Consider the following 23,110-nt stretch of genomic DNA (forward strand, 5'->3'; position numbering starts at 1 on the left):
AAACACCTTATCAGCTATAGCTGATAAGAGAAATAGAATTCCTAGAAAATCTTTAAATTATCAAACCCCTTATCATGTTTTTCTGAGTCAGGTGAAACTGTCCAACTTAATTTGACAATTTAAGATAGATAAATCTGGACCATCAATCTGGTACTTTATTAAAACAGCATCTTAGTATGGCTAAATAGCTGAAGTAAGACAATCCTTCGTAAGCCTAAACACCCCTCATGATTTACCACTCACTTCCAGTTACATCAGGCATCGCTATACCTCCTCAATTCAAACTACAACTGTAGTTTTGTTTACATTTGTAGTTTAAAACTGATATAGCAGAATGTCAAGAATTCTAATCGGTTCTAGACGAGTAAGATCCTAAAAAAGAAGACTAAAACATTTCAAAACGTCTGTCCACTGGCTTTATAGCAGAAATGATTAAAAGAGGTATAATGAAAATCCGCTCCTCATCTAGTCACAAGTCTGTAAAACGAGGATAGCTAGAAAACTCGAAACTGATAATAAAAAATTATTAAATCATACCTTATTTGTTAACAAAGTTCACATGAGCATTAAGCACTGCACTCATTATCAATCAGGTAAATAAAAAGCACTCCTGTTAGCATCTAGTACCCTAGAATCAGAAGTGTTTTTTTATGGCTCTATAATTTCTGTAGTGGGTAACTCCACTTAGGAAGTTATAGGGCTTTTTGAGTACAAAAAAAGTCCCACAAGACTTATAATGAAAAGCATTCAAACAACTCATTAGAAAGACTCTTATGGAACACCTCAATCATACCACACAACTCATCGGAATCAAAGATAAAAATATTACCTTAAATCATGTCATTAAGCACAATACTCATATCGACGTCATGGCAACTCTTGACTATCACCCTCCGAAATGCAGACATTGCAGAGGAAAACAGATCAAATACGATTTCCAAAAGCCTTCTAAAATCCCCTTTATCGAAATTGGTGGCTTCCCTAGTCTCATTCGTTTGAAAAAGAGACGATTTCAATGCAAAGTCTGTCGTAAAGTCACTGTATCTGAAACCAATCTTGTTAAGAAAAATTGCCAAATTTCTGAGATGGTGAGACTGAAGGTGGCTCAGCTATTACTCAACAGAGAAGCTTTAACCCATATCGCTTCTAAGTTGGCTGTCTCTACCTCTACCGTCTATCGCAAGCTCAACCAATGTCATTTCCAAGAGGATTACGCCACGTTACCAGAAGTTCTCTCCTGGGACGAATTCTCTTATCAAAAAGGCAAACTAGCTTTCATCGCTCAAGATTTCAAGACCAAGAAAATCATCACTATTCTCGATAACAGAAGACAAGCAACCATTCGAAATCATTTCTTTAAGTACTCTAAGGAAGCCAGAAATAGGGTCAAAGTCGTCACGGTCGATATGTCCGGAAGTTACATTCCTCTCATTAAACGACTATTTCCTAAAGCTAAAATTGTCCTCGATCGCTTTCATATTGTCCAGCTCATGAGTCGTGCGCTCAATCAAACAAGAGTCCAGATCATGAATCAATGGGATAAGAAATCCCTTGAATACCGCGCTCTTAAATATCACTGGAAGCTCTTTCTAAAAGATAGCCGGAAACTTTCTTTTAACACTTTCTACTCTCGGACTTTTAGAGAAACGCTGACGCCTAAACAATGTCTCAATAAGATGATAGTCAAGCTAGTCCCTGAACTAAAAGGCTATTATGACCTTTACCAGCTGCTCCTTTTTCACTTGCAGGAGAAGAATACCAAGCAATTTTTTGACCTCATCTATGATACGTTACCGTATCTCAATCACACCTTCAAAGTTGCTTTGAACACTGTCAGTCGCTATAAGGATTTTATTACCAATGCCATTGAACTTCCTTATTCTAACGCCAAGTTAGAAGCTACTAACAAACTCATCAAAGACATCAAGCGCAATGCTTTTGGATTCAGAAACTTCGACAGCTTAAAAAAACGCATTTACCTCGCTTTGAACATAGAAAAAGAGAAGACAAAATTTATCTCCTCTCGTGCTTAGCTATAAGTCACCCACTACAGTTGACAAAGAGCCTTTTTTATTTGTTATCTCTGCTATATCTAATCTTGCAGAGATCTTTTCTGTTGGCCGTTGGCATCAAAATTATCGGGTGAGAGCCACCGCTCAAAGCGTACTTTCTGAGCAGGCCATTCCTTATCAAGAATGGAGAACCAATTCGTATCACGGCTGCGTCCCTTATAGACCATGTGCTGACGGAAGGTTCCTTCGAAGGTAAAGCCCAAACGAAGAGCGGCCTGATGCGAACGCTGGTTGAGAGCATCACACTTCCATTCATAGCGGCGATACTGCAACTCTTCAAAGACATAAGACATGGCCAGATATTGAGCTTCTGTCGCTGCGATGGAATGCTGCAAGACCGGAGAATAAACAACACATCCCATTTCAATAGTACGGTTGGCAGGATTGATACGCATCAGAGAAAAGAGGCCGACGACTCTATCCCTTTCTTTATCTCGAATGGCAAAGAAATAGGCATCTGTCTTGTGCGATAAACTCACTAGCCAATCAGACACTTCGTGACGCGTTTCAAAGGGACCAACAGGTAAATAGGTCCAATCTTGTGGCTGTCCATTGGTAACAGCAAAGTCATAGATATCATCCAAATGCTTCTCAACATCCAAGTGCTCCAAGACAACTGTCCTTCCAGTAAGCACCGCAACATCTGGAAAAGCACCGGGAGTGAAGTTCGGGAGAGACTCTCCGATTTTTTGATGAAATTCATTATAAGGCATAGCAGTCCTCCTTATACTAAGATACAAAGCCGTTAAGCGACTCAAAGGAAAATAGGAAAGTCGACGCAGATGCAGTAGGCATCTAGGAGACTTTATCTTTTTCCACAGAGTCGTAGGCGTGTTCAGTTACTAAGATACAAAGCCGTTAAGCACTCCAAAGAAAAATAGGGAACCTGACGATGAATCGCTAAAGATTCAAGGAAGGTGAGTCTTTTTTCGCAGGAGTGTAGGCGTGTTCAGTCGCTAAGATACGGTAGCAACTTGTTATCTAAGAGCTTCGCACTTGATAACTAGGTAACTTGGCTACCTTTCTCCCTCCTCTTTAGAGAATCCATCCGATTTGCTCATCATTATAGCACCCGATCATTAAAAAAACAAGTAACCTCACTAGAAGCGCTGCACCTGTCTTACATTAAGCAGGCCAAGCTTTTAGGGCAGGCAATGCAGATGGTTAAGGAGAAAATGACTTTTAATCTCTTAGTCGACGCGATACCTTTTAGCCGTTATCAAATGATACTTTTGCTATTCCTATTACCGCTACTATAATAGGTTTTGCAAAGGAAAGCGATCTAAATGAGAGCCGTTTCCTTCTACTACCCAAAAATTCGTCGAATGACTGTTTTTCCAATCTTTAATAGAGTTCAAACGCTGTTTAATCCTACTTCTGGCGGCTTATAATAGATGTGACCGTTGATGCCTTTCAGGCCTAGTTTCCAAGGTTGTCTTACCAACATCAGGCGGCCCCCAGAAGATCATCGACGCAATCTGATTGCTATCGATCATCTGGCGTAAAAATTTACCTTCTCCCACCAAGTGTTTCTGGCCGATAAAATCATCCAAAGTCTTTGGGCGCACACAACTAGCTAAGGGGGCAGTCGCTTCCATATCTTGATCAAATAGAGATTTTTGTGTCATTTTGGGCCTCATCTAATAAAACAACATGTTTTCCAAAATTGTGGCTATCATCCATTTGACGATGAATATCTGGAAGGTCTTCTAAGCGGTGAATTCCCGCTGGCTTGACATCAAGCTGATAATAATCAATGAAAGCAAACAGTTCCTCTACAGTCCCTTCATCAACAAGGCCTGAATAGGCCGTTGACAGATACTTATGATTTTGCAGAGCCATAATGGGATCAAAATCTTCTAAAAACCATTTACCACCGAGTTGGCCGACACTTGAAACAATACCAAAAGGCTGCAAGTGACCGAGGCTATCCATAATCGTTGCGGGACCAACCAGTTCCAGTATTTTGCTGTAGGTTTGCTCGGTCTGCAGCTGACCATCCCTATCCTCAATAATATCTGTAAATCCCAGCTCTTTCAACTGGGGCTTTTTAGACAGGACTCTCGTCGTAGCCGTTATGATCATCTGTGGATATTTCGCCTTAGCTAACTGCAAAAAGGCCAGACCTAAACCGCTCGTACCACCACGGACTAGGACGGCATCCTCAGCCTTTAGCTGTAGATTTTTCATCGCCAGAAACGCGGTATAGTAAGTTTCAGGAACGGCAGCTAACCGTGTCCAGTCTAACCTAGTCTCAATAGGATAGATTTGATGATTAGGAACCAACACATACTCTGCGTAACTGCCATCAAAATCTCTGCCCATCTCACCCATAAGTGATACCACCGTTTGCCCAACTGGTAAACGTTTTTCATCGGTCGTTTGCTCTATTAGTCCGACCACCTCTATCCCTAAAATTCTCGGAAAGGTGACACTGGGTGAATAACCCTGCCGCGTAAAGATTTCTGAGCGATTGACACCGAATCCCTTCACCTTAATCAGCGACCAGCCTCTCCTTAGCTTAGGTTTAGAAACTTCCTTTAACTGAAGAACCTCAGGGCCGCCCGCTTTTTCCACAACAAATGCTTTCATAACTTCCTCCTTAGTGCCTGCTGTACCTTTCTTCCTCAGATTCCAGATTATTGAGGATACGTTGAAGATAACCTTCAACAGCCGTAATTTCCTCTTCTGTAAAACCTCGATAAAAGACATCACTCAATTTTTGACTGACAGACTGACCCACTTCTTGCTGACTCCGTCCCAGTGAGGTTGTTTCATAATAGCGCTTGCGCTTGTCACTTTCAGAGGCAAGGCTTGTAATCAAGCCTTGTTCTTCTAAGTGCTTTAGCATCAAGGATAAGCTGCTGGCAGCCAGTCCTGTCACCCTCGCCAAATCCGTTGCTGTTTGGGGCTGCCGCTCCCAGAGAGCAGATAAAATCTTCCCTTGCTCTGCCTTATACAGCGCTCGCTGATCCATTGCGAGATAGCGATTAAACAGTCGCCCATTTAATAATCGTATCTTGAGTGTCAGATATCCCCCATCCTTACCCGGCATTTCCAATCTCCTTTATTTCTATCTAAAATAAGTTAGTCACTTAAAAGCAAACTATTAGGACTAAATTTCTATCATAATTACTTTTATCTAAAACTTATTGCCATTTAAATCATAGTACACAAAAAGACCTTTGTCAAAGATTTACCCAATCAGCAGAACATTGAAAAGGAAACTTTTTCAGCTGTACTAATTTTTCAGAATTCATCAGAACTGCTTTTAATTATCTTATTGATGATAATTTCAACTAGAAAAGGCAACTACTCTCACCCTATGCTAGACCAAACAAATTTTAAAACTTAATAGTAAATATCACATTACAGCTGAAATGCAATTTTTAGTGACTTAAGGTAAGTGGAGCAATTTGTCAGCAGTCTAAAATTAAACGGAATATAGCAAATACCATAAAAATAAGGACTGGAGCCAGTATGGTTCCAATCCTATTTTACTATTTATTAGTTAGGTAAATTTCACAACACCTCTAGTCCTTTAAAGACAAGCTGAGGGTCACCTTTCCTTGCCCCAACTGCTGCTGCAGCTCCTTGCCTGAGTATCCTGAAATGTGACCAAGTTTCGTATAAGACCAGCTGTTAGAACCGTAAAAAATCACCAGTTTATCCCCCTGATAGAGCATGACATCGCCGCTTTCAGCTGTTTGGTTGGTGTCATCGGCTGGCAGAGAAAAAGGCAAATCTCCAACTTTTTCAAAACCGCCGTAATCGGATAGAGAAATTTCGATATCCTTCTGCGATAATTTATCTACTAAGGTGCGAGTAGCTTGATTATCCTCCAATTCCAGAGAAATTGTCTGATTTTTGAGTTTCAGAGTAATGTGATCTGTCATTTTATCCCTTTTCTCTTCTTTGGTCGTACGAGATTGATGCGCCGCTAAATCAGGTTCTGCTGCTTTTTTGGGCTGCTGACAGGCGCATAAGCTGACAGCTACCCAGCAGATGAGACCTAGAGTAAAAAAACGCTTTATCATAGGTTTTCTTTGACAAAATTTTCGATGTCATCAAACGGAATCTTATCCTTTTGGTCATAGAGATCAACATGGCTTGCCCCTTTGACAGTAATCATCTTCTTGTTGTCGCCTTTGAGTTTGGCAAAAGCATCTTTACCCATATAGTAGGAGTGGGCAGCATCTCCATGAATAAGGAGAACGCTATTTCGGATTTCATCGCTGTAGTAGAGAAAACGTGTATTAGCAAAGCTGGTATTGGCTTGAATAGCCCAGCCATCGTTTGAGTTGACACTGCGGGCATGGTAACCACGCGGTTGTTTGTAGTAGGCGTAATAGTCTTTGACAAACTGCGGTGCATCCTCAGGTAAGGGATCCACAACCCCGCCGGCAAGGGCATAGCTGCCATTTTTATAGTCAGCTGTCCGTTGCTTAGCTAGGCTCAAACGTTGTTGGTAACGAGCTTCTTCATTATCTGCATCGTCAAAATAGCCGTTTCCAGCCACTCGCGACATGTCATACATGGTTGAGACGACCGTCACTTTGATGCGAGGATCAATAGCTGCTGCATTAAGGGCAATCCCGCCAAAGCCGCAGATACCGATGATACCGATTTTTTCAGCATCAACCAAGTCACTGGTACTCAAATAGTCGACTGCTGCTTGGAAATCCTCCGTATTGATATCCGGTGATTGCATAAAACGTGGAAAACCACTGGATTCGCCAGTATAGGACGGGTCAAAGGCCATAGCTACAAAGCCGCGCTCTGCCATTTCTTGAGCATAAAGTCCTGAAGACTGCTCTTTGACAGCCCCGAAAGGTCCAGCTACTGCCAGTCCCGGCAATTTACCATTAGCATTCTTGGGAACATATAAATCCGCCGCCAAGGTGATACCAAAATGGTTTTGAAAGGTCACCTTTTGGTGATTCACGTGATTGCTTTTTGGAAAAACCTTATCCCATTCCTGTGTCAGGTTAAAACGTTGTTCAGTCATAATCATTCTCCTTAAATTCTTTGTTGGTAACTATAGTATAAGCCAACAACTATGCCATTACAAATACTTATATTGTATTTATAGAATACCTTTTAAGCATATATTGAATTTTCATGGTATACTAGCTTAGAAAGGACTATGACTAATTATGGATATACGTGTTTTACAATACTTTGTGACCATTGCTGAAGAAAAATCGATTTCCAAAGCCGCCCAGAAGCGTCACATTACCCAACCAACCCTCTCACGTCAAATGAAGGATTTAGAGGAAGAACTTGGTACCCAGCTCCTCCATCGCGGGAGTCGTGAAATAAGCCTGACTGAGGACGGTCATTACCTCTACAACCGGGCCTTAGAAATCCTATCTCTAGTTGATAAAACCACCAACAATCTAGTCGATAAGAGCCCCATCTCAGGGCCGATCGCTATTGGTGCTGCTGAAGGGCGATCTATTAAAATGGTCATCGACCAAGCTAAAGCTTTCCAAGAGGAATTCCCAAATACTAGATTCGATGTGACCAGCGGCAACGCCGATGACATCATCGAAAAAATTAATGCCGGTATCTTGGATTTAGGGATCGTTACGAGAGATGTCAACCATGAACAATTCAAGAGCATGCCTTTGCCATCTCAGGAAACTTGGGGTGCTCTCCTGCCAAAAGCTCATCCATTGGCAAATCAAAAAAGTCTTCAGTTGAAGGATCTTGAGCCTTACCCTCTTATTATCACCAATCAGAAGGAAGCCAGACATTTATTTCTTGAAAGGATTGGGAAAAAAGCAAAGTTGGCTGCTACATTTAATCTCGTTTATAACGCCAGTCTTATGGTCGAGTCTGGTATGGGAATCGCAATTGCTTGGCCCAATCTCGTCAATACTGATAGTCCAACTAGTCCCTTAACATTCATACCGCTTACCGATGACTTACCAGCTATCAGCCTCTACCTGATCTGGAAGAGGCACAGTCAGTTGGCACGAGTTGTTCAAAGCTTTCTGAGCTTCCTCAAAGAAAATCTTTAGATAATTGGAAAAAGCTCGCTTATTTGAGAAATAAGTGAGCCTTTCTTATATATCCTAGATAGCGTCGCCATTCCAGATTGAGTTCTTGACAATGACATAATCAACATGCAGCAAACTCTCCAAATCGCGTCCACCGGCATAAGAGATAGCACTTTGAAGATCCTGCTCCATTTCAAGCAGAGTATCTTTAAGAGAACCTTTCGTTGGCAGAAGAATCTTTTTTCCTTCGACATTCTTGTGTTCACCCTTTTGGTACTCCGAAGCAGAGCCATAATACTCTTTGAAGGTCTCTCCATCTACTTCTACCAGCTTACCTGGGCTTTCGATATGGCCGGCAAATAGCGAGCCAATCATAACCATCGTGGCGCCAAAGCGGATTGATTTAGCAATATCACCATGGGTGCGGATACCGCCGTCCGCAATAATGGGTTTACGGGCGGCTTTGGCACACCAGCGAAGAGCAGCCAACTGCCAGCCACCGGTACCAAAGCCCGTTTTGACTTTAGTAATGCAGACTTTGCCCGGGCCGATACCGACCTTGGTCGCATCTGCACCTGCATTTTCCAGTTCACGAACCGCTTCAGGTGTTCCTACATTACCAGCAATAACAAAGGTTTCTGGCAGCTCGGACTTGATATGCTTAATCATCTTAATGACACTATCCGCATGCCCGTGGGCAATATCAATCGTGATATAATCTGGGGCATCCTCTTTTAAACTGCTGACAAAATCATACTCATAGTCCTTGACCCCAACTGAGATAGACGCTATCAGCCCTTGAGCGTGCATGCGTGCGATAAAGGGCTTGCGTCCCTCTTCATCAAAACGATGCATGATATAGAAATAGCCTTCCCTTGCCAGTAGCTCCGCCGCATCTTCATCAATAATGGTCTGCATATTGGCAGGGACTACGGGGATCTTGAACTGATGTTTCCCCAGAGTTACTGTCGTATCAGCATCGGATCGACTGTCGATGATACATTTATTGGGAATCAGCTGAATGTCTTCATAGTCAAAAACAGGCAAATCATTGTACATAAAAATCCTCTTTCGGCCGCTAAACTGACAGAGGATTTTTGAGTATATCAAAAGGTCATCTTCAGCCTGCAGCATTAATATGATGACCTTCCTATAACTCTGATAGTCGTTATCACTTTCAGAGCATCGCTAGGCAATTGCTTACCCTTCCATCATTATATTATAAAAATATACCTATTCTGTCCAAAAAATAATATTGTAAACGAATAATGTTCGTATTTTGCTTTATTACTAGATTAAACCGACAGAACCTCAATGGTTTGACGAATTCCTGTAGGAAATTTGCCGTAGAAGAGATTAGCGAAAAACAGCACAGGATAGCTTTTTAAAGATTGCACCATTACCTTTTCCGCCGGCTTGAAATAGCTACATATTCGGTGCCTGACCATCGTGGGCAGCCCACTGGCACTCCGTCAGGCTAAAATCTGAGAAAACAGCGGTAAAAGAAGAATCCTCTGGCGAGCAGGCGTAAATCCCGATATGGACAGTGCCTGTTCCCTCGTAGAAATGACAGATCCGCATCTGACGAAAAATCTTGCCATCCTCAGAGCATTCGATCAGAAAATCGCTTTCCCTGCGACTGAGCCGATACCACATACTTTTGATACTTGCCGGAATCTCAGTCGTCGCCCAGTCTGAATAGCCGCGGTTGGTCACCACACTGCCTAAATGCTGAAAATCATCATTCTCATATTCAATAGAACCTTTGATCCAATTTTCACTGTTTTGGTAAAGCACAACCCCACATTGGTCAAAACGATGGTGGCTGTCCGCAAAGGTCGTCTTAACCGTAAATGAAAAATACTGGTCGTCAACTGGCACCAAAAAAACAGGGGCATTATCATTAATAAAGTGATAATAGGTCTTTTGCCAGAGATCTGTACGCGGTGCTGTGGTCACCTCCACGGCATCAGCGGTATAGCTAACATCTGCCGGCTGACCTGTCCAGGTAAAGTCTTTTAAATCAAGTGTTTTCATAAGCCATCTCCAATCAACCACTGCGTCATTCTGGTAACTCTAGAACAGTGCTAACGCGTCTGAACTCTTGTCCTAGCCTCTTTCTTGCTTAGTCTACCACAAAAAATAGAATCTGCGTCCTGCGGACAGAAGTTGACCGCCAAACTTAAGCGGTAAAACTGGAACAACTCCAACTTCTCAGAGTTGATCATCCCTGCGATGTGACTGTGCGACCGTGTGACCGCTCATGTGTCTTGACTGTCGGAATCATCGTTTTGATCTTGGCGGGCTTCCTCATAAATTTTATCGACCTGTTTGTCATAGTCTTTTTTCAATTGAGCTTGCTCCTCATCCAGTTCAGCTATTTCTTGCTGAAACGCTGACTTAAAATCATCGCTAGTAATATCCATTTGATATAACTGACCCTTTGCGTCTGGCGAAAGTTCTATGTCACGCTTGAGAGTGGCTTGGTAAACTTGTTCTTTCAAGTCATCTGTTACCCGCATAAAACGCTGGTAATCCTCCTCTAAGCTGTCTCGTTTGCTTTGAATAGCCTTTAAATCACTTTCATATTGGTCATCAAGTTCCCTAATTTTAGTATTAACCGTTACCATTTTATTCCCTAACTAATCGGATTTCCCAAGGTAGGCTTAGGAAGCTGGATTAAAAAATCCGAAGCCGCCTGAGCCGCTTGACCTTCTAATCCATCCGCAATGTTCTTTTTATAAGTTGAGGCATAATCCTTCAACGCTTTAGCATCTTTATCCAGCGTTGATTTTAAGCTGGTTCCCTTACTTTTGATGGAAGAAGAAGCTGCCGAAACGATAGCTTTAATAGCTGCCCGCTCCTGTTTTTTTATGAATTCTTCTAGTTCAAAATCATCACTTTTTTTCTTTTTTGACATATAGTGTTCCTTTTTTTTCGCTACTGTGAAAGATTGTCAAAAATCTCCCCGGCCTGCTGGTTATCAACCGCTTCGATATTTTGTGCCGCATATATGAGATCTGAGCTAAAGGTATCCATCTGACTCTTATAGGCATCAAGGGCCGACTTAGCCGCCTCTTCTGTCCCCTCATCCCAAACATTGGACATCTCTATCTCAGCTGTCAGCTCTTCAATCTCACTGTCGCTGAGGTGCGCCCCTAAGGCTCTTGACGCCGCTATCGCTGCCTCGGAAATGACCTTAACCTCTTCCTTAACATCGCTGATATGCTTCTTGGCTGCTTCAACTTTATTGTTAATATCTTCCTCAGCCAGCTGGGTCGCCATATAGAGCAACTCTGTCCGAAGCAGGATCCTCTGTGCTCCTGTCGCATTTTTTATCTTAGCGTGGAAACTGTCGATGTTCTCCCGAGACCATTTGATCGATTCAGCTTTGGCGTCTTTGATCAGCTGGCTGTATTCCTCCTGGAAATTGGTCCAGATTTTTTCAATATCCTGCCAATGGACAGCGGCATTGCCAAGAAAAGCGATAAGGTCATCCTGACTGATCCCAAGATTGTCGGCGACTACTTTAATGGTCGCTTGTATCTCGTTCGGCAGCGAAGCGATATCGGATAAGCTGACGCCATCCTTGATTTTCCCAATAATAGCCCCCATACTTTGAGCCACTGTTTGAAATTGATCAGGGCTGAGGTTGACGAGACCGTCAATAATCGTATCAGGCACATATTTTTTTAGCCCCTCGATACTTTCTTTTTCCAGCTTGGCCAAGTCCCGACCCGCCGTCAACAACTCTGGATGATAGCTTTTGGAAGCGATAAGGGGCTTGCCGTCACTCCCCATTTGGTAGGCCCCAAAGTCATGGGAGGAATGGCCATCTATCATACTGGTATATTCCATCGGAACGATCACATGGACGGTTCCCAGCTGTTCCTTATAAGGCTTGTCCCGATTGAGCATACTAACGGGATCAAAGGGATTGACATAGTAGGTGGTTTTACTTCCGAGCTCTTGGATATGTGCCTTACTATAGCCCGCTTTTTGGAGGCTCTTGGTCGCATCGGGCCCATTAAAGAGAACAATCTCATCCACTTTTTGCAGCTCGTCATGGCTCAGTCCCGCTGCCCCCTGAATGGATACCATGGTGCCCAGCGAGTGACCGGTGATACTCATCTGAGCATCAGAGGCTGCTTTTTCATTCAGCTCCGCAATCTTGGCTTTCATGCCTTTGGTGGCTTCTTTGGCTTGGGGAACGATTTTATCCTGTAAGGCAAAGGCCGCATCATTATTTATCCAATCTTCGGGGTGTTTGAAATTTTCTGGGTGCTCCAGACTGGGCTGCCCAAAGCCATCACTGCCCCGTACCGCAAAGTAAGTCTGGTGGGTATCCTGATTGATGGTCTCGTTTTCAGACAGGTAATAGGCATTGTAGCCAGACTCTTTGTCCTCTAAAAGCCCTTTCTGGTCAGGCTGGAGATAGACAATGCCGTCGTTGTTGGGATCGGTACTGTCAAAGTGCTGACCGCCTTGGGTAAGATTTCCATCTTTGTCTCTGGCATCTTGAGAAAAGTTGAATCTAACAGATTTTCCAGAATCAAGTGCCTTTCTCTGGTCCCTATTTAGTTGATTATAAGAAAAATTCTCTGGCCTATTATTATAAGCAGATTCCGCTAGATCTGCATAGAGGTAATTAAAGTTTTCTAAATTCCAGTTACTCAATTTCTTCCCCTCCTATACTAGCTCTATGAAGCAAAAACATACTGCCCATATCAACTGTACCATCTTTTTTCGTCGGTATTGAAAGGGTCCAACCAGAATCCTCAATATCATTTATACCTCCAAAAATAGTGATACTTTCAGTTTCTTCAAACATCCCAGGCTCTTCCCATTGTGTTTCATCCCAAGCAATCTGCACGGATTCGATTTTAGCATTAGATTGTTTCACAAAATCCACAATTTCCTGCTGGTGTTTTTTGAGGTAGGCTAACTGCCGTTCATGTGGTGTCATCTTTTCTTCTCGCTGCTTTTTCTCAGCTTCTTTTGCTTGTTGCTCTCGTTTGGCTTTGACAAAGGCTTCAAAGCGGCTGTTAAAATCATTGGCTACCATTAGAGTTCCTCCTATTCCTGCTAAAATGGCTAGTGTGGCTAAACTGATTAATGTGATCTTGGTGCTTTTCTTCATAAAAGCCTCCTTAGGTTGGTTGCGCTTAGAATGTTTCTTCTGTGAGGTTGCGACTGAGCTTCAATTTATAATAGGTTTTACGATTATGGATATAGGCCTCATCCATGGCTGGGTGCTTTTCTTTAGAATCGTAAGCCTTATCCAAGAAATTCTGATCATTGAGTTTCATACCGATAAAGTGATACTGGCCGTTTTCCTTAAGATACTTTGGCACTGGATTAATGCTCACTAAATAAGAGTAAGTCGTCCCTACTATGATGAAAAAGCCAACTTTCGGGCCTCTCGTCATAAGCACCGCCAACTCGGTCTGGCTTAATCCAGACACTTTCTCATAGCTCTCTAAATCAGGAATAAAGGCGGTACAATATTGGTCCCAGCCATTCGTTTCTCGATTCTTAATTTCTGAAACCATAAAATCCGTCATATCACTCAGAAGAGTCGGATCATTGACATAGTGCGATACCTTTGACTCGTAGTTTTGATAATCCCCGTTAACATCTAGCAGGAGGGCTGTGATCTTCCAGCTTGACTGACTCACAGTCGCGATGAGGCGATCTACCATAAGGCGGATCTGCTCTGAATTATCCGAGAAGACAACGAGGTGCCTGAAGGTAGAAAAATCAAGGGCAATCGTTTCGACTGCTGTCACGTCCAAACCAAGCGGTAAGGCTGGCTTGGCTATGGCATTTTTCGTATCTGCCCGCTCCATAAACTGTGCCAGTGACATTTCTTCTGGAACGATTGGGATTTCTGCAGGTCTGTCGCCCTGCCAGAATTGATCCATTTGGCTAATTTCTTGACGCAATGCTTGAAGCCGTTGGACCGGAGTTGCCCCTCGATGAGAAAGGGCGGCTTGGAAGACCTCAACTTCTTCTATTGTGATAAGTCCTCGACCTGCGATACTTTCCGTAGCCATGGTAAAATGCCCCATAATCGTTTTGATCTCTGACTCATCTGTTAATTTTAAGCTCAGGCGAGTCTTGAAATTGGCCAGTAAGACTGGACGAATAGCCGATAGACGGCCGCCGCTGACCATAACCGTTATCCCCAGACTGTTACCGTCTCTGGCCAGTGTTTGGGTAAAGCTATCAAAATTGTTTCGCAGCTGTTCGGTTTGAATGTCTTTATAGCCTTCGTAGTTATCTATGACGACAACGATTTGGGGCAGGGTTTCACCGGTGACAGCTTGATACATCTCCTTCGAATTGACATGATGACGGTTAAAGAGCCGTTTGCGTGACTGGATTTCCCGCTTCATGAGATCCATAAACTTTGTCAGCTTTTCTTCTTGATCGGAAGTGAGGAAATCAGCCGTGTGCGGTAAGTTTTTTAAGGGGTAAAGAGCGCTCGTTCCAAAGTCAAAACGATAATTCTTTTCCAATTCGTCATAAAAAAGCCAAAATCACAAAGTCCCGTCAACTGGTGTAAAAAATGAGTCTTTGGAACAACAATATTATATAGTCTCCGATAGGGACTAACTTCTAAAGTTAACTGATTATCAAGCACACCATCATCTTAATTTTAGTATAGCAAAAAAGCCATCATTTGATGACTTTTTCAGTGAGCTCCGAATCTTCCTCTCTCATTTAAGTCATAAGCTCCTACAGTTGATAAAAAACTTAATTTAAGATAATTAATTCTGTGTGTAATAAGTAACATTACCCTTTTTATAAGATTTATACCAATAACTGCCTTTCTTTACAAAATTATATTTAATTCTGGCATTATCATCGCTTAGGTATATTTCCCCATCTGATGAGTGATCCATTTGATAATTATTGTTATTAATAACCAACTCTTCTTTTCCTTGTTCATAAACTAATTCTTGCTTTTTGCCATGGTTTATATAAGTAATCTTGTTTTCATTAACCACAAGTTGCACTTTTTCGTCAAGGGAAGCTGTATGTTTTTTAGAATTGGGGACAACTAAGACATAAGTCCCGTTGATTTCTGGATCTTGCTGGATTATAAGCAGCGCCATCAGAATTCCCCAAATAAAAATTGGTATCAGAAGTAAATACCTCTTCTTAAAGCGACGAGGTTTACGCTCACTTTTCAAGATTATTCCCCCTTGTTGTTAATCTCTTATAAGTCATATTTTCAACCAGTTCTTCATACTTGGAAGCAAATTCTTGATAATTTGAATCAACATATCCTAGAAATAAAATTTGCTTTATATCTTCTCTATTAAAGAAATATTCTCCTTCAGTCGTCAAGCCTATTGGAAGAGTGACAGCACCAAAATCAAAATACCCCTCTTCACCATTCACTCTTGTAACTGGAAATTGAGTAATAATCATCAAAGGTATAGAAGAATTATCAAGCATGACCACGGTACCTATAGGCAAGGGCTTATTTTCAATATTCTTAGACATTTTTATGCACTTTCTATTCTATTATTTTAGTTTGTTGAGCGTTTATATAGGCCTCAGCTTCCCTAACAAAAAATAAGTCAGGATTTTCTTTTGAAAGCTTTTGATAAACAGAATAAACCTTACTATCATCACCAAGTAATTTAGCATTCAGACTTTGATAGTATAAAAACTGTAAGTACTGCAACTTGTGGCGATAGGTTTTGTTTTCATCAAAGTAATTATTACTTCTCTGATATCTCAAAATATCATTTAAAGCATCTAACTCGTTTAAAATAGCTAACTTATTATCTTCATCTCTCACTTGAAGATCAACGATAGATTGTCTAATTATGCTATAGTCAATTTCTTGAGAAGAGAAAAAAACCGCTAAACATTGATAATGTAAACAAATTAGTTGGACTTCTGGATGCAGAGTATCTAACGGAAATAGTTTTGATATCTTTGACAGGCATTCTGTAAACTCTCCTTCTAAAAAATCTGTATAGATATTCACTATATCAGCAGACAATTTAACAGAAGGCTTACTGGATTTGCTCGCAATTAAATTATAATAATTCTTATTTTTTTCTAAATCAACAGTCTCGAAAAACACATTTGATAGACTTCGATCAAATATTGGAACCCCAGCCGACGAAAAATACAGTGCCGTGAAAAAGGAAACTAAAAATGGGCCTCCTAAAATAATAGACACAAATAAGGGAATTTTACTTGCCAAATTAAACCTTTGAAATAAAAATATGATAATCAATAAAGTAACAATAACGATATGAGAAATAATCGGGATCGATTGCCGAATTGCAACAATTTTATGTACAGGTAGGTTACTAATTTTAGTAAACCGCCTTTCCTTAGTTAAATTAGTCATTTTTCTCCTCTCATTACTTTATTACGGAGTTACAGGATTAGGGGAATTTGTGAATACAGACGTATCTCCTGTGGTTAGGAAATGATAAATTGCACCCAATTGTAAACCATTGCCTGTCTGATATCCACTTTCATAACTTTGAACAGTCGTCGTAGTATTATCAATTGTTTTGTAAGTATTATGCCTCTGATAAGCTCCCAAAATCCCATTAGAAACATCAGTACTTAATTTCAAGCCATACTCATTTTCATATTTACCTTTCTCACCTTCGCCAGCAGAGAAAGTAATTTCAGGCCACCAATTTTGATTGCTCACATGTCCCAAGCCAATATTCACGCTATATTCATGACCAAAAAGGGAGACTTTGGTTTGTAATGTACCATGATTACCAATTTCCTTTATATTTGCGGATAATAGGTTTAAATCAATACCCACTCCTTCAAGTACACCGTTATTAAAATTAAATTGAAAAATGCCATCTTTACTTGTTTCAGTTAAAGTTGCGTATTTTTGATAAGCTGAATATCCAAAATAATTGTTATTACGGTGATAATACTTCGGTGATTCAATAGTATTTGTTCCGCCTACCCACTCACTATCGCTTTCATTAGAGCTTACACCAACATTTGTACTAAACATCCCCGAATTATATTGATTTACAGTTGGCTGCGGATGCCCGAAATCAGTGTTTCCTGCTGACCTAGTTCCCCCTGGTAAAGCAGTGTTGCTTTGAACTAAGTTAACTTTGCCGTCGTGTCCCATTTGTTGCCCATAAATACGTGATTTCACTTTATCTGAAATCTGAGCATCTGGGTGGTTAACGAGGTAAGTTCGCATCCATACAATATCGTCTGCTGATAAATCTTCGCCATTTTCTGCTTTTGTACGAATGCTCTCATAACTCTCCTTAGAATTTCTTGATTTCATGTGACTATCAACAGTTTTAACCCATTCAGGTGACTTCTTATAGGAGGGAAATTTGTGATTCTTACTGGCAGATTTAAAGTCCTTTCCTATTTGATCAAGTCCTTTATCAAGAGCGCTGGCTAAACTGTCATAGTCGCTATAGTAATTTGAAGTCGCACTTTCAAACTCTCGTAATTTTTCTAGTTTACTTTCTGCTTTCGTTTTGCCATCTTCTGCTGCTTTGTAAGCTGCCGAGTCAGTTTTATGCTTATCCATCGTAGATTGGTAAGTTTTGATTTGATCTTGGAGATCATCTTCATCTAAATCCTCTGAGCAGTAAGAGCTATAAACCATAGGAATTTTAGAAGTCTCTTGCTGGACATAATCAGACAGACATATTCCTCCTTGAATGAGAGGAATCAAAATTGCATCTGCGTAGTTTTTAGCACTTGTATAAGCCTTCCCCTTTAATTCACTCTCATTATAAAATGACATCAAAGCAGACATGGCTTCCTTATAGGCAGAGACACGACTTGTCATATTATTGGTAACAGAGCTAGATTGTGCTGAGCTAGATCCTTGTACCATTTTTAAACCCATCTATTTTTTCTCCTTTTCTTTCAATTTTTCTTCTTCTTCCAAATAAAAGGCCTTAGCTCGCTCCTGCGATAAATAATCAATCTTTTCTTCTAAATTTGTCAGTTTACTTTTTAGCATAGCTTCTTTTTTATCATAAAACTTCCGACGTTCAATGAGGTAATATCTGGTCACTTCTAAAAGATAATCAAATTCTGCTAAGTCGCCGGCACTCATGCCCGTCAAAGGCATCTGATGCAACTCCAATTGATTTTCTTCTAGTTGTTCAAGTTCCTCTTCACGCTTGCGATAAAGACGCTTTTTACGCTCCTCTATTTGTTCTATAGTCCGGTAGGTAGCTGATATTTCAGAAGATAGCTGTTCTACTGTTTTATTTTTTTCATTTTTCATTAGACTTTCCCTTATTTTTCTTAGGTTCAAAGTAACCAGAGGTTTTGTGCTTGGAATTACTTGTTAAATCTGGAGCCTCCGTTAAACTATCAATCCCTGCTCTTGCTTGAGCATCTGCATCCTCAAAGCCTTTAGCAATAGAACCAAGTGTCGTGATAAAAGAATTGAGATGCTCTTGGATTTTTCTAGCGCCAGCATCTTCACCATCAATAACACTACTAGCAGTTGTATTGGCTGTAAACTTGCTATCTTTATCCTTTGTAGTACCTGTTCCGTTGACAGAAGCAATACTGCTTGCAGTTTCTCCGATATTTGTGGCTATCTGAGATGCTGTATTTGAACTACTCTGAATAGTTCCCATTAAAATATCTCCTCTTCTAATAAACTTGTTAATTTCAGCTTATGGTAAGTTTTACGATTATGAATATAAGCCTCGTCCATTGTTGGATGTTTTTCCTGACTATTGTAGATTCTCTCTAGAAAAGTTAGTTCATTTAACTTCATTCCTACCAAGCTATACTGACTATTCTCTTTGAGGTATTTGGGAATAGGATTTGTACTAATAAGATAAGAATAAGATGTTCCAACGATCAGGAAGAAGCCTACCTTTGGCCCTCTTGTTATAATCATAGTTATTTCTTCGATTGTTAGGTTTGATGTCATAACATAACTATCCAAGTTAGGAATAAAGACTATGCAGTAGTCTTTCCAACCTTCTTCTTCACGCTCTTTAATATTAGTGACCATAAAACGAGCCATATCACTAAGCAAATCTGGATGAGTCGCATAGGTTGTAACCTGTGATTCATAGTGGGCATAATCTCCCGTCGCATCTAAAATAACAGTTGCTAGATTAAACCGAGAAGCCTCTACTGTGTCCAATAAACGACTTATCATTATCCTAATTTGTTCACTATTATCTGATAATACCAAAAGATTTTGAAAGCGTGACAGCTTCAGAGCGGTTACCTCAACCGTTTGCATATTAAGACCTAAAGGCAAGGCCATTCCCTGTATAGCTGCTTGCGTATCTTCTCTCTCGAGGAAAGTATCTAAATCAATTTCTTCTGGAACAACAGGAATTGGTTTAGGGTAGTTACCAGTCCATGATGTCGCCATTTCATCAATTTCTTTACGAAGATTGCTAAGTTGTTCAACCGATGTTTTACCCTTACTGAATAAAGCAGCTTGAAATACTTCCACTTTATCATCCCATCGGATCAACCCTTGACCAGAAAGAGTTGCTGATTTAATGTTATAGCTACCCATGATAGTCTTTGTTTCCGATTCATCTGTCAAATTCAGTACCAATCTAGTTTTAAAATTGGCCAGAAGAGCGGGACGAATAGCTGCCAAGCGGCCACCACTAACAATAACAGTGACTCCTAAGCTATTTCCGTCCTTTGCTAGGGTTTGAAAGAAATTATCTAAAGCCACCCTCTGATTTTCTACTTGAATATTCTTGTAGCCTTCGTAGTTATCTATGACGACAACGATTTGGGGCAGGGTTTCACCGGTGACAGCTTGATACATCTCCTTCGAATTGACATGATGACGGTTAAAAAGCCGCTTACGATTCCGAAGTTCTTGTTTGATTAATCCGACAAACTTCATAAGTTTTTCCCCTTCTTCTGAAGTGAGGAAATCAGCCGTGTGCGGTAAGTTTTTTAAGGGGTAAAGAGCGCTCGTTCCAAAGTCAAAAATGTAAAAGTGAACCTGCTCCGGTGTATTTTGCCTGGATAAGTCCATAACGATGGTCTGTAAGAGCGTTGATTTTCCCATCGCTGGGCCACCAAAAATCGCTAAGTTCCCATCGTCCGCTAACTGATAAGTTCCGACCGTTTGCCTTTGTTCACTCGGAATATCGACCATACCGACGATCGCTTCCAGACGGCTGTCGCCTTGCCAGAGGTCTTGGAAACGGTCTGGCCGTAAATCTTGTACAAAAATCTCAGTACTCAACGGCGGCAGCCACGGCTGAGATAGCGGCGCGATCTGCTTTTCTTGCGTCACCTGCTGGATATGCTGGACGACAGCCTCCAGCTCTGTCGGCACTTCACGAATGTTAGTCGCTTCATCGAGTCCGGAAAGATCCTGATTGAGCGCTTCGTACTGCCCTAGGTCATTGATGGCAAAAATAGTCCGATCGTCGATGCCTTGCTCGTCTTTGTCCGGCCGGTATTCCGCCCCTGACCAGGCACTTTGGAAGAGTTCATAGACCTCGTTGTTGCCCACCTGCAAGTAAGCGCGACCGGCTTGGTTAATCGCGGCCGCATCCGGCGTGTGCAGCATCTCCTGTGAATCCGCCTTGTCTGCCACCTTAAGGGCGATCCGAAAGTTGGAGTTGGACCAGATCTGGTCATTAACCACCCCAGCGGGTTTCTGGGTCGCTAGGATCAGGTTAACCCCTAAGGAGCGACCGATCCGAGCGGTTGAGACCAGCTGGGTGATAAAGTCGGGCTGCTCATTCTTGAGCTCCGCAAACTCATCACTGATGATGATCAGATGGGGCAGGGGTTCGGAGACGTCCCCCTGCTCGTACTTCTTCTGATAGGCATGGATATGGTTGACCCCCGCTTCATTAAAGAGGCGCTGACGGCGCTCATTCTCCGCTCGGATAGAGGCCAAGGCCCGCATGGACTGGTTCCCGTCTAAGTTGGTGATGGTCCCTAGGACATGGGGCAGGTCTTTAAAGAGATTGGCCATACCCCCACCCTTATAGTCAATCAGGAGAAAGGCCACCTCGTGCGGGTGGAAATTAACCGCTAGGGAGAGGATATAGGATTGGATCAGCTCCGACTTCCCAGACCCCGTCGTTCCGGCAATCAGGCCATGCGGCCCGTGCGCCCGCTCATGCAAGTCTAGCTTAACATAATCCTCAGATCCTCGCAAACCCAGAGAAACTGCCAGCGACTGGTGGGGAGCGTGCGACTGCCAGCGCTCGAAAATCCCCAGTTCCTCCACGCGATCAACTTGGTACATCTCTAAGAAGGTGACCGCCTCTGGAATAGCCGACTGCAGGGTTTCCAGATGATTGAGGGGCGCCAGACGGCGGCTGATCTGCTCCTTATCGTACCCTTCTGGGAAATGATCCAAGGCAAAGGTCTGTTCCTTAAAGCGCCGCTCTTCCATGACCAGCTCGCCAGTAGCCGGGTCTTTCAGATGGATGACCGTCTGGACATTCTCTGGCAGGGAGCGAATGGTATCCTGCACAAAGATCAGGCTGCAGCCTAAGGCGCTCGGATCTTTGGCGAAGAACTCCATGATGACATGGTCCGTGATCAAGCTGGCCTCCGTCACCAGCACCACATAGTGGGGCAGATAGCGCAGCTCTTGATTGGCCCCCGCCTCTTTTTGTTGGAGCTCACGCTGTCTCAGGGTTTCCATCAGCCGGTTAAGGATTTGATCGCGAGTGCGCTCATTATAGATAAAACCGCGGACGTTGATGTCCTGCAGGGTCGCATGGGGCAGCCAGCGCAGCCACTGCCACTGGTCTTTTTCAGCCTCAGGCATGATCGTAATCACCTGAACATCGTGGTAGGAATGAAAGACGGCCAGCTGGTGAACGAGGAGCTGGAGCTGCTCCAATACGAGCGAACGCTCCCCGACATAGCCGACTGGGCCGTTGGTGAGCGTCGCCACAACCGGCATATTCGTCAAGGTTTTGTGGGCCTCATAGAGGGCAAACCCTTCTTCTTCCAGAGGATCTTTCACCCCTGAGCGCTCCTGCTGCGAGTAGTCAAGGCGGTAGCTGGTCGGCACTTCTCCCAGCCCTAAGCGGTAGGAGAGAAAGTCCTCGTCTTGGGGGATCTTTTCATAAATGCGGCGGGAAAGGGCCTGCACGAGGGTATCCAATTCCTCAATGGCCGGATAGTGATAGAACTGCCAGCGGCGCTGAGTATTCGAGAGCTGGGTCAGCTGGATGGCCTTGTCAGCGAGGTAGGCTCGGTAGGCGGATAGCCGATCCGCTAGGCTCTGCTTGTACTCCCGCTTATTGCGAAAATAGTTCTGAACAGAGAAGATCGCCGTCACGAGACTCATGGCCACAGCCATCAGGATATAGAGCCCCCGCGGCTGAAAGACGGTAATCAAGATGACCACCCCGATCATGACCAAGGGCGGTACCAGCATCCGGAGCAGTTCATTGCGCGGTTTGTTGGGCTCTTTCGGCGGCGCAGTGACCGTTAGCCGGTCCTCATTGAAATGGTAGATCAAGCGCGGCGAACGGTGATAGTCCGGGTAGCCGTCGTAGTATTGGTAAGCGGAAACAGCGACCTCCAGTAAGGTGGCGTTTTGGACAGCACCTGACACCCAGATTTCCTTGGGGAAGACCTTGATCAGACTGTTGCCAAAAGCCACCTCTGCCCCGAAGGGGAGGGAGTGGTTTTGGTCAGTGAGATGGTTATTGAGGTAGATGGGTGCTCCGAGATTGCGAAGCTGCCAGTCGCCTCCTTCAGTTTTCGTGATCAGGAGGCTAATGACCGGATTGCCCGACAGGAGATCGCTCCCGCCGAGGGAGCCGATGACCACACGGGACCAGCCATCGATACTGTAACGCCGCTGATGATCCGGCTGGGGATAAACGACAAGCTCCCCGACACGAATGGCTGTGGTTAGGGGAGCGGTTGTTTCTTTGGTGTGATAGGTTATCCCCTCACTGGTCTGTGAGAGGCTGAGCTGATCGCTGAGGCGCAGGGCGCCTGTTTTAGGGACCGTCAGGACCTGACGGTAGGTAGACCGAAGGACAATGATCTCCATGG

General features: G+C 42.8%; 20 protein-coding genes and 4 pseudogenes. 3 read left to right on the forward strand and 21 right to left on the reverse strand.

The window, feature by feature from the left end; genetic code table 11:
- A pseudogene (locus AC4HAO_RS08920) lies at positions 1 to 115 on the forward strand (IS30 family transposase); the annotation flags it as partial.
- 658 nt (positions 116 to 773) lie between these two features.
- Complete coding sequence (locus AC4HAO_RS08925) at positions 774 to 2,033, forward strand: ISL3 family transposase (protein WP_491093869.1); 1,260 nt, start codon at positions 774 to 776, stop codon at positions 2,031 to 2,033.
- Positions 2,034 to 2,092: 59 nt separating this feature from the next.
- Here AC4HAO_RS08925 and AC4HAO_RS08930 read toward each other — a convergent pair whose 3' ends face one another.
- The 6 genes and pseudogenes from AC4HAO_RS08930 to AC4HAO_RS08955 all read right to left on the reverse strand — a co-directional run bounded on the left by AC4HAO_RS08930 (position 2,093) and on the right by AC4HAO_RS08955 (position 7,080).
- A complete protein-coding gene (locus AC4HAO_RS08930) occupies positions 2,093 to 2,785 on the reverse strand; it encodes a GNAT family N-acetyltransferase (RefSeq protein ID WP_491093868.1) in 693 nt (230 codons plus the stop codon).
- A 714-nt stretch (positions 2,786 to 3,499) separates the two neighbouring features.
- Positions 3,500 to 3,700: pseudogene (locus tag AC4HAO_RS08935) on the reverse strand (replication-associated recombination protein A); the annotation flags it as partial.
- A complete protein-coding gene (locus AC4HAO_RS08940; RefSeq protein WP_491135160.1) occupies positions 3,678 to 4,664 on the reverse strand; it encodes an alcohol dehydrogenase catalytic domain-containing protein in 987 nt (328 codons plus the stop codon). The gene AC4HAO_RS08940 and the pseudogene AC4HAO_RS08935, both read right to left, overlap by 23 nt.
- Before the next feature lie 10 nt (positions 4,665 to 4,674).
- Positions 4,675 to 5,127 (reverse strand): MarR family winged helix-turn-helix transcriptional regulator, encoded by a 453-nt coding sequence (locus AC4HAO_RS08945; protein WP_491093866.1) that lies wholly within the window; start codon positions 5,125 to 5,127, stop codon positions 4,675 to 4,677.
- A gap of 478 nt (positions 5,128 to 5,605) precedes the next feature.
- Positions 5,606 to 6,109, reverse strand: coding sequence for a cyclophilin-like fold protein (locus AC4HAO_RS08950; protein ID WP_491093865.1), 504 nt, complete (start codon positions 6,107 to 6,109; stop codon positions 5,606 to 5,608).
- Entirely contained in the window at positions 6,106 to 7,080 is a 975-nt protein-coding gene (locus tag AC4HAO_RS08955; protein ID WP_491093864.1) for an alpha/beta hydrolase, read from the reverse strand. The genes AC4HAO_RS08950 and AC4HAO_RS08955 overlap by 4 nt, the downstream gene beginning before the upstream one ends.
- A gap of 148 nt (positions 7,081 to 7,228) precedes the next feature.
- Here AC4HAO_RS08955 and AC4HAO_RS08960 point away from each other — a divergent pair, with 148 nt between their 5' ends.
- Positions 7,229 to 8,098 (forward strand): LysR family transcriptional regulator, encoded by an 870-nt coding sequence (locus tag AC4HAO_RS08960; protein ID WP_491135161.1) that lies wholly within the window; start codon positions 7,229 to 7,231, stop codon positions 8,096 to 8,098.
- Between the two features lie 54 nt (positions 8,099 to 8,152).
- Here the strand turns inward: AC4HAO_RS08960 and guaC are convergent, their stop codons facing one another.
- From guaC to essC, 15 genes and pseudogenes are all read right to left on the reverse strand, one after another.
- A complete protein-coding gene (gene guaC, locus AC4HAO_RS08965) occupies positions 8,153 to 9,136 on the reverse strand; it encodes a GMP reductase (protein ID WP_491093862.1) in 984 nt (327 codons plus the stop codon).
- Between the two features lie 366 nt (positions 9,137 to 9,502).
- On the reverse strand, positions 9,503 to 10,114 hold the full coding sequence (locus tag AC4HAO_RS08970) for a DUF1349 domain-containing protein (RefSeq protein ID WP_491093861.1): 612 nt from the start codon (positions 10,112 to 10,114) through the stop codon (positions 9,503 to 9,505).
- A gap of 224 nt (positions 10,115 to 10,338) precedes the next feature.
- The gene (locus AC4HAO_RS08975; RefSeq protein ID WP_491135162.1) at positions 10,339 to 10,707 is read right to left on the reverse strand and encodes a hypothetical protein; all 369 of its coding nucleotides are present in this window, start codon (positions 10,705 to 10,707) and stop codon (positions 10,339 to 10,341) included.
- Positions 10,708 to 10,715: 8 nt separating this feature from the next.
- Positions 10,716 to 10,997, reverse strand: coding sequence for a hypothetical protein (locus tag AC4HAO_RS08980; protein ID WP_491093859.1), 282 nt, complete (start codon positions 10,995 to 10,997; stop codon positions 10,716 to 10,718).
- Between the two features lie 20 nt (positions 10,998 to 11,017).
- Positions 11,018 to 12,754, reverse strand: coding sequence for a lipase family protein (locus AC4HAO_RS08985; protein ID WP_491135163.1), 1,737 nt, complete (start codon positions 12,752 to 12,754; stop codon positions 11,018 to 11,020).
- Positions 12,747 to 13,217 (reverse strand): hypothetical protein, encoded by a 471-nt coding sequence (locus tag AC4HAO_RS08990; RefSeq protein ID WP_491093857.1) that lies wholly within the window; start codon positions 13,215 to 13,217, stop codon positions 12,747 to 12,749. Before AC4HAO_RS08990 ends, AC4HAO_RS08985 begins: the two co-directional genes overlap by 8 nt.
- Before the next feature lie 25 nt (positions 13,218 to 13,242).
- A pseudogene (locus tag AC4HAO_RS08995) lies at positions 13,243 to 14,517 on the reverse strand (FtsK/SpoIIIE domain-containing protein); the annotation flags it as partial.
- 30 nt (positions 14,518 to 14,547) lie between these two features.
- A pseudogene (locus AC4HAO_RS09000) lies at positions 14,548 to 14,723 on the reverse strand (IS5/IS1182 family transposase); the annotation flags it as partial.
- Positions 14,724 to 14,850: 127 nt separating this feature from the next.
- Complete coding sequence (locus tag AC4HAO_RS09005; protein ID WP_491135165.1) at positions 14,851 to 15,276, reverse strand: hypothetical protein; 426 nt, start codon at positions 15,274 to 15,276, stop codon at positions 14,851 to 14,853.
- Complete coding sequence (locus AC4HAO_RS09010; protein WP_491135166.1) at positions 15,266 to 15,592, reverse strand: DUF4176 domain-containing protein; 327 nt, start codon at positions 15,590 to 15,592, stop codon at positions 15,266 to 15,268. The genes AC4HAO_RS09005 and AC4HAO_RS09010 overlap by 11 nt, the downstream gene beginning before the upstream one ends.
- A gap of 13 nt (positions 15,593 to 15,605) precedes the next feature.
- The gene (locus AC4HAO_RS09015) at positions 15,606 to 16,457 is read right to left on the reverse strand and encodes a hypothetical protein (RefSeq protein WP_491135167.1); all 852 of its coding nucleotides are present in this window, start codon (positions 16,455 to 16,457) and stop codon (positions 15,606 to 15,608) included.
- Between the two features lie 21 nt (positions 16,458 to 16,478).
- Positions 16,479 to 17,963: a hypothetical protein gene (locus tag AC4HAO_RS09020; protein ID WP_491135168.1), complete on the reverse strand. Its 1,485-nt coding sequence runs from the start codon at positions 17,961 to 17,963 to the stop codon at positions 16,479 to 16,481.
- Entirely contained in the window at positions 17,964 to 18,350 is a 387-nt protein-coding gene (locus AC4HAO_RS09025) for a hypothetical protein (RefSeq protein WP_491135169.1), read from the reverse strand.
- On the reverse strand, positions 18,340 to 18,711 hold the full coding sequence (locus tag AC4HAO_RS09030; RefSeq protein ID WP_491135170.1) for a TIGR04197 family type VII secretion effector: 372 nt from the start codon (positions 18,709 to 18,711) through the stop codon (positions 18,340 to 18,342). Before AC4HAO_RS09030 ends, AC4HAO_RS09025 begins: the two co-directional genes overlap by 11 nt.
- A complete protein-coding gene (gene essC, locus AC4HAO_RS09035) occupies positions 18,711 to 23,108 on the reverse strand; it encodes a type VII secretion protein EssC (protein ID WP_491135172.1) in 4,398 nt (1,465 codons plus the stop codon). The genes AC4HAO_RS09030 and essC overlap by 1 nt, the downstream gene beginning before the upstream one ends.
- Positions 23,109 to 23,110: the final 2 nt, after the last annotated feature.

The organism is Streptococcus sp. ELY_137, from assembly GCF_058314515.1.

Coding starts and splice junctions, on each gene's coding strand:
- AC4HAO_RS08975 (WP_491135162.1), bottom strand. CDS start 10,707: ATGGTAACGGTTAATACTAAAATTAGGGAACTTGATGACCAATATGAA.
- guaC (WP_491093862.1), bottom strand. CDS start 9,136: ATGTACAATGATTTGCCTGTTTTTGACTATGAAGACATTCAGCTGATT.
- AC4HAO_RS09025 (WP_491135169.1), bottom strand. CDS start 18,350: ATGAAAAATGAAAAAAATAAAACAGTAGAACAGCTATCTTCTGAAATA.
- AC4HAO_RS08990 (WP_491093857.1), bottom strand. CDS start 13,217: ATGAAGAAAAGCACCAAGATCACATTAATCAGTTTAGCCACACTAGCC.
- AC4HAO_RS09010 (WP_491135166.1), bottom strand. CDS start 15,592: ATGTCTAAGAATATTGAAAATAAGCCCTTGCCTATAGGTACCGTGGTC.
- AC4HAO_RS08960 (WP_491135161.1), top strand. CDS start 7,229: ATGGATATACGTGTTTTACAATACTTTGTGACCATTGCTGAAGAAAAA.
- AC4HAO_RS08980 (WP_491093859.1), bottom strand. CDS start 10,997: ATGTCAAAAAAGAAAAAAAGTGATGATTTTGAACTAGAAGAATTCATA.
- AC4HAO_RS08955 (WP_491093864.1), bottom strand. CDS start 7,080: ATGACTGAACAACGTTTTAACCTGACACAGGAATGGGATAAGGTTTTT.
- essC (WP_491135172.1), bottom strand. CDS start 23,108: ATGGAGATCATTGTCCTTCGGTCTACCTACCGTCAGGTCCTGACGGTC.
- AC4HAO_RS08970 (WP_491093861.1), bottom strand. CDS start 10,114: ATGAAAACACTTGATTTAAAAGACTTTACCTGGACAGGTCAGCCGGCA.
- AC4HAO_RS09015 (WP_491135167.1), bottom strand. CDS start 16,457: ATGACTAATTTAACTAAGGAAAGGCGGTTTACTAAAATTAGTAACCTA.
- AC4HAO_RS09030 (WP_491135170.1), bottom strand. CDS start 18,711: ATGGGAACTATTCAGAGTAGTTCAAATACAGCATCTCAGATAGCCACA.
- AC4HAO_RS08950 (WP_491093865.1), bottom strand. CDS start 6,109: ATGATAAAGCGTTTTTTTACTCTAGGTCTCATCTGCTGGGTAGCTGTC.
- AC4HAO_RS09020 (WP_491135168.1), bottom strand. CDS start 17,963: ATGGGTTTAAAAATGGTACAAGGATCTAGCTCAGCACAATCTAGCTCT.
- AC4HAO_RS08940 (WP_491135160.1), bottom strand. CDS start 4,664: ATGAAAGCATTTGTTGTGGAAAAAGCGGGCGGCCCTGAGGTTCTTCAG.
- AC4HAO_RS08945 (WP_491093866.1), bottom strand. CDS start 5,127: ATGCCGGGTAAGGATGGGGGATATCTGACACTCAAGATACGATTATTA.
- AC4HAO_RS08925 (WP_491093869.1), top strand. CDS start 774: ATGGAACACCTCAATCATACCACACAACTCATCGGAATCAAAGATAAA.
- AC4HAO_RS08930 (WP_491093868.1), bottom strand. CDS start 2,785: ATGCCTTATAATGAATTTCATCAAAAAATCGGAGAGTCTCTCCCGAAC.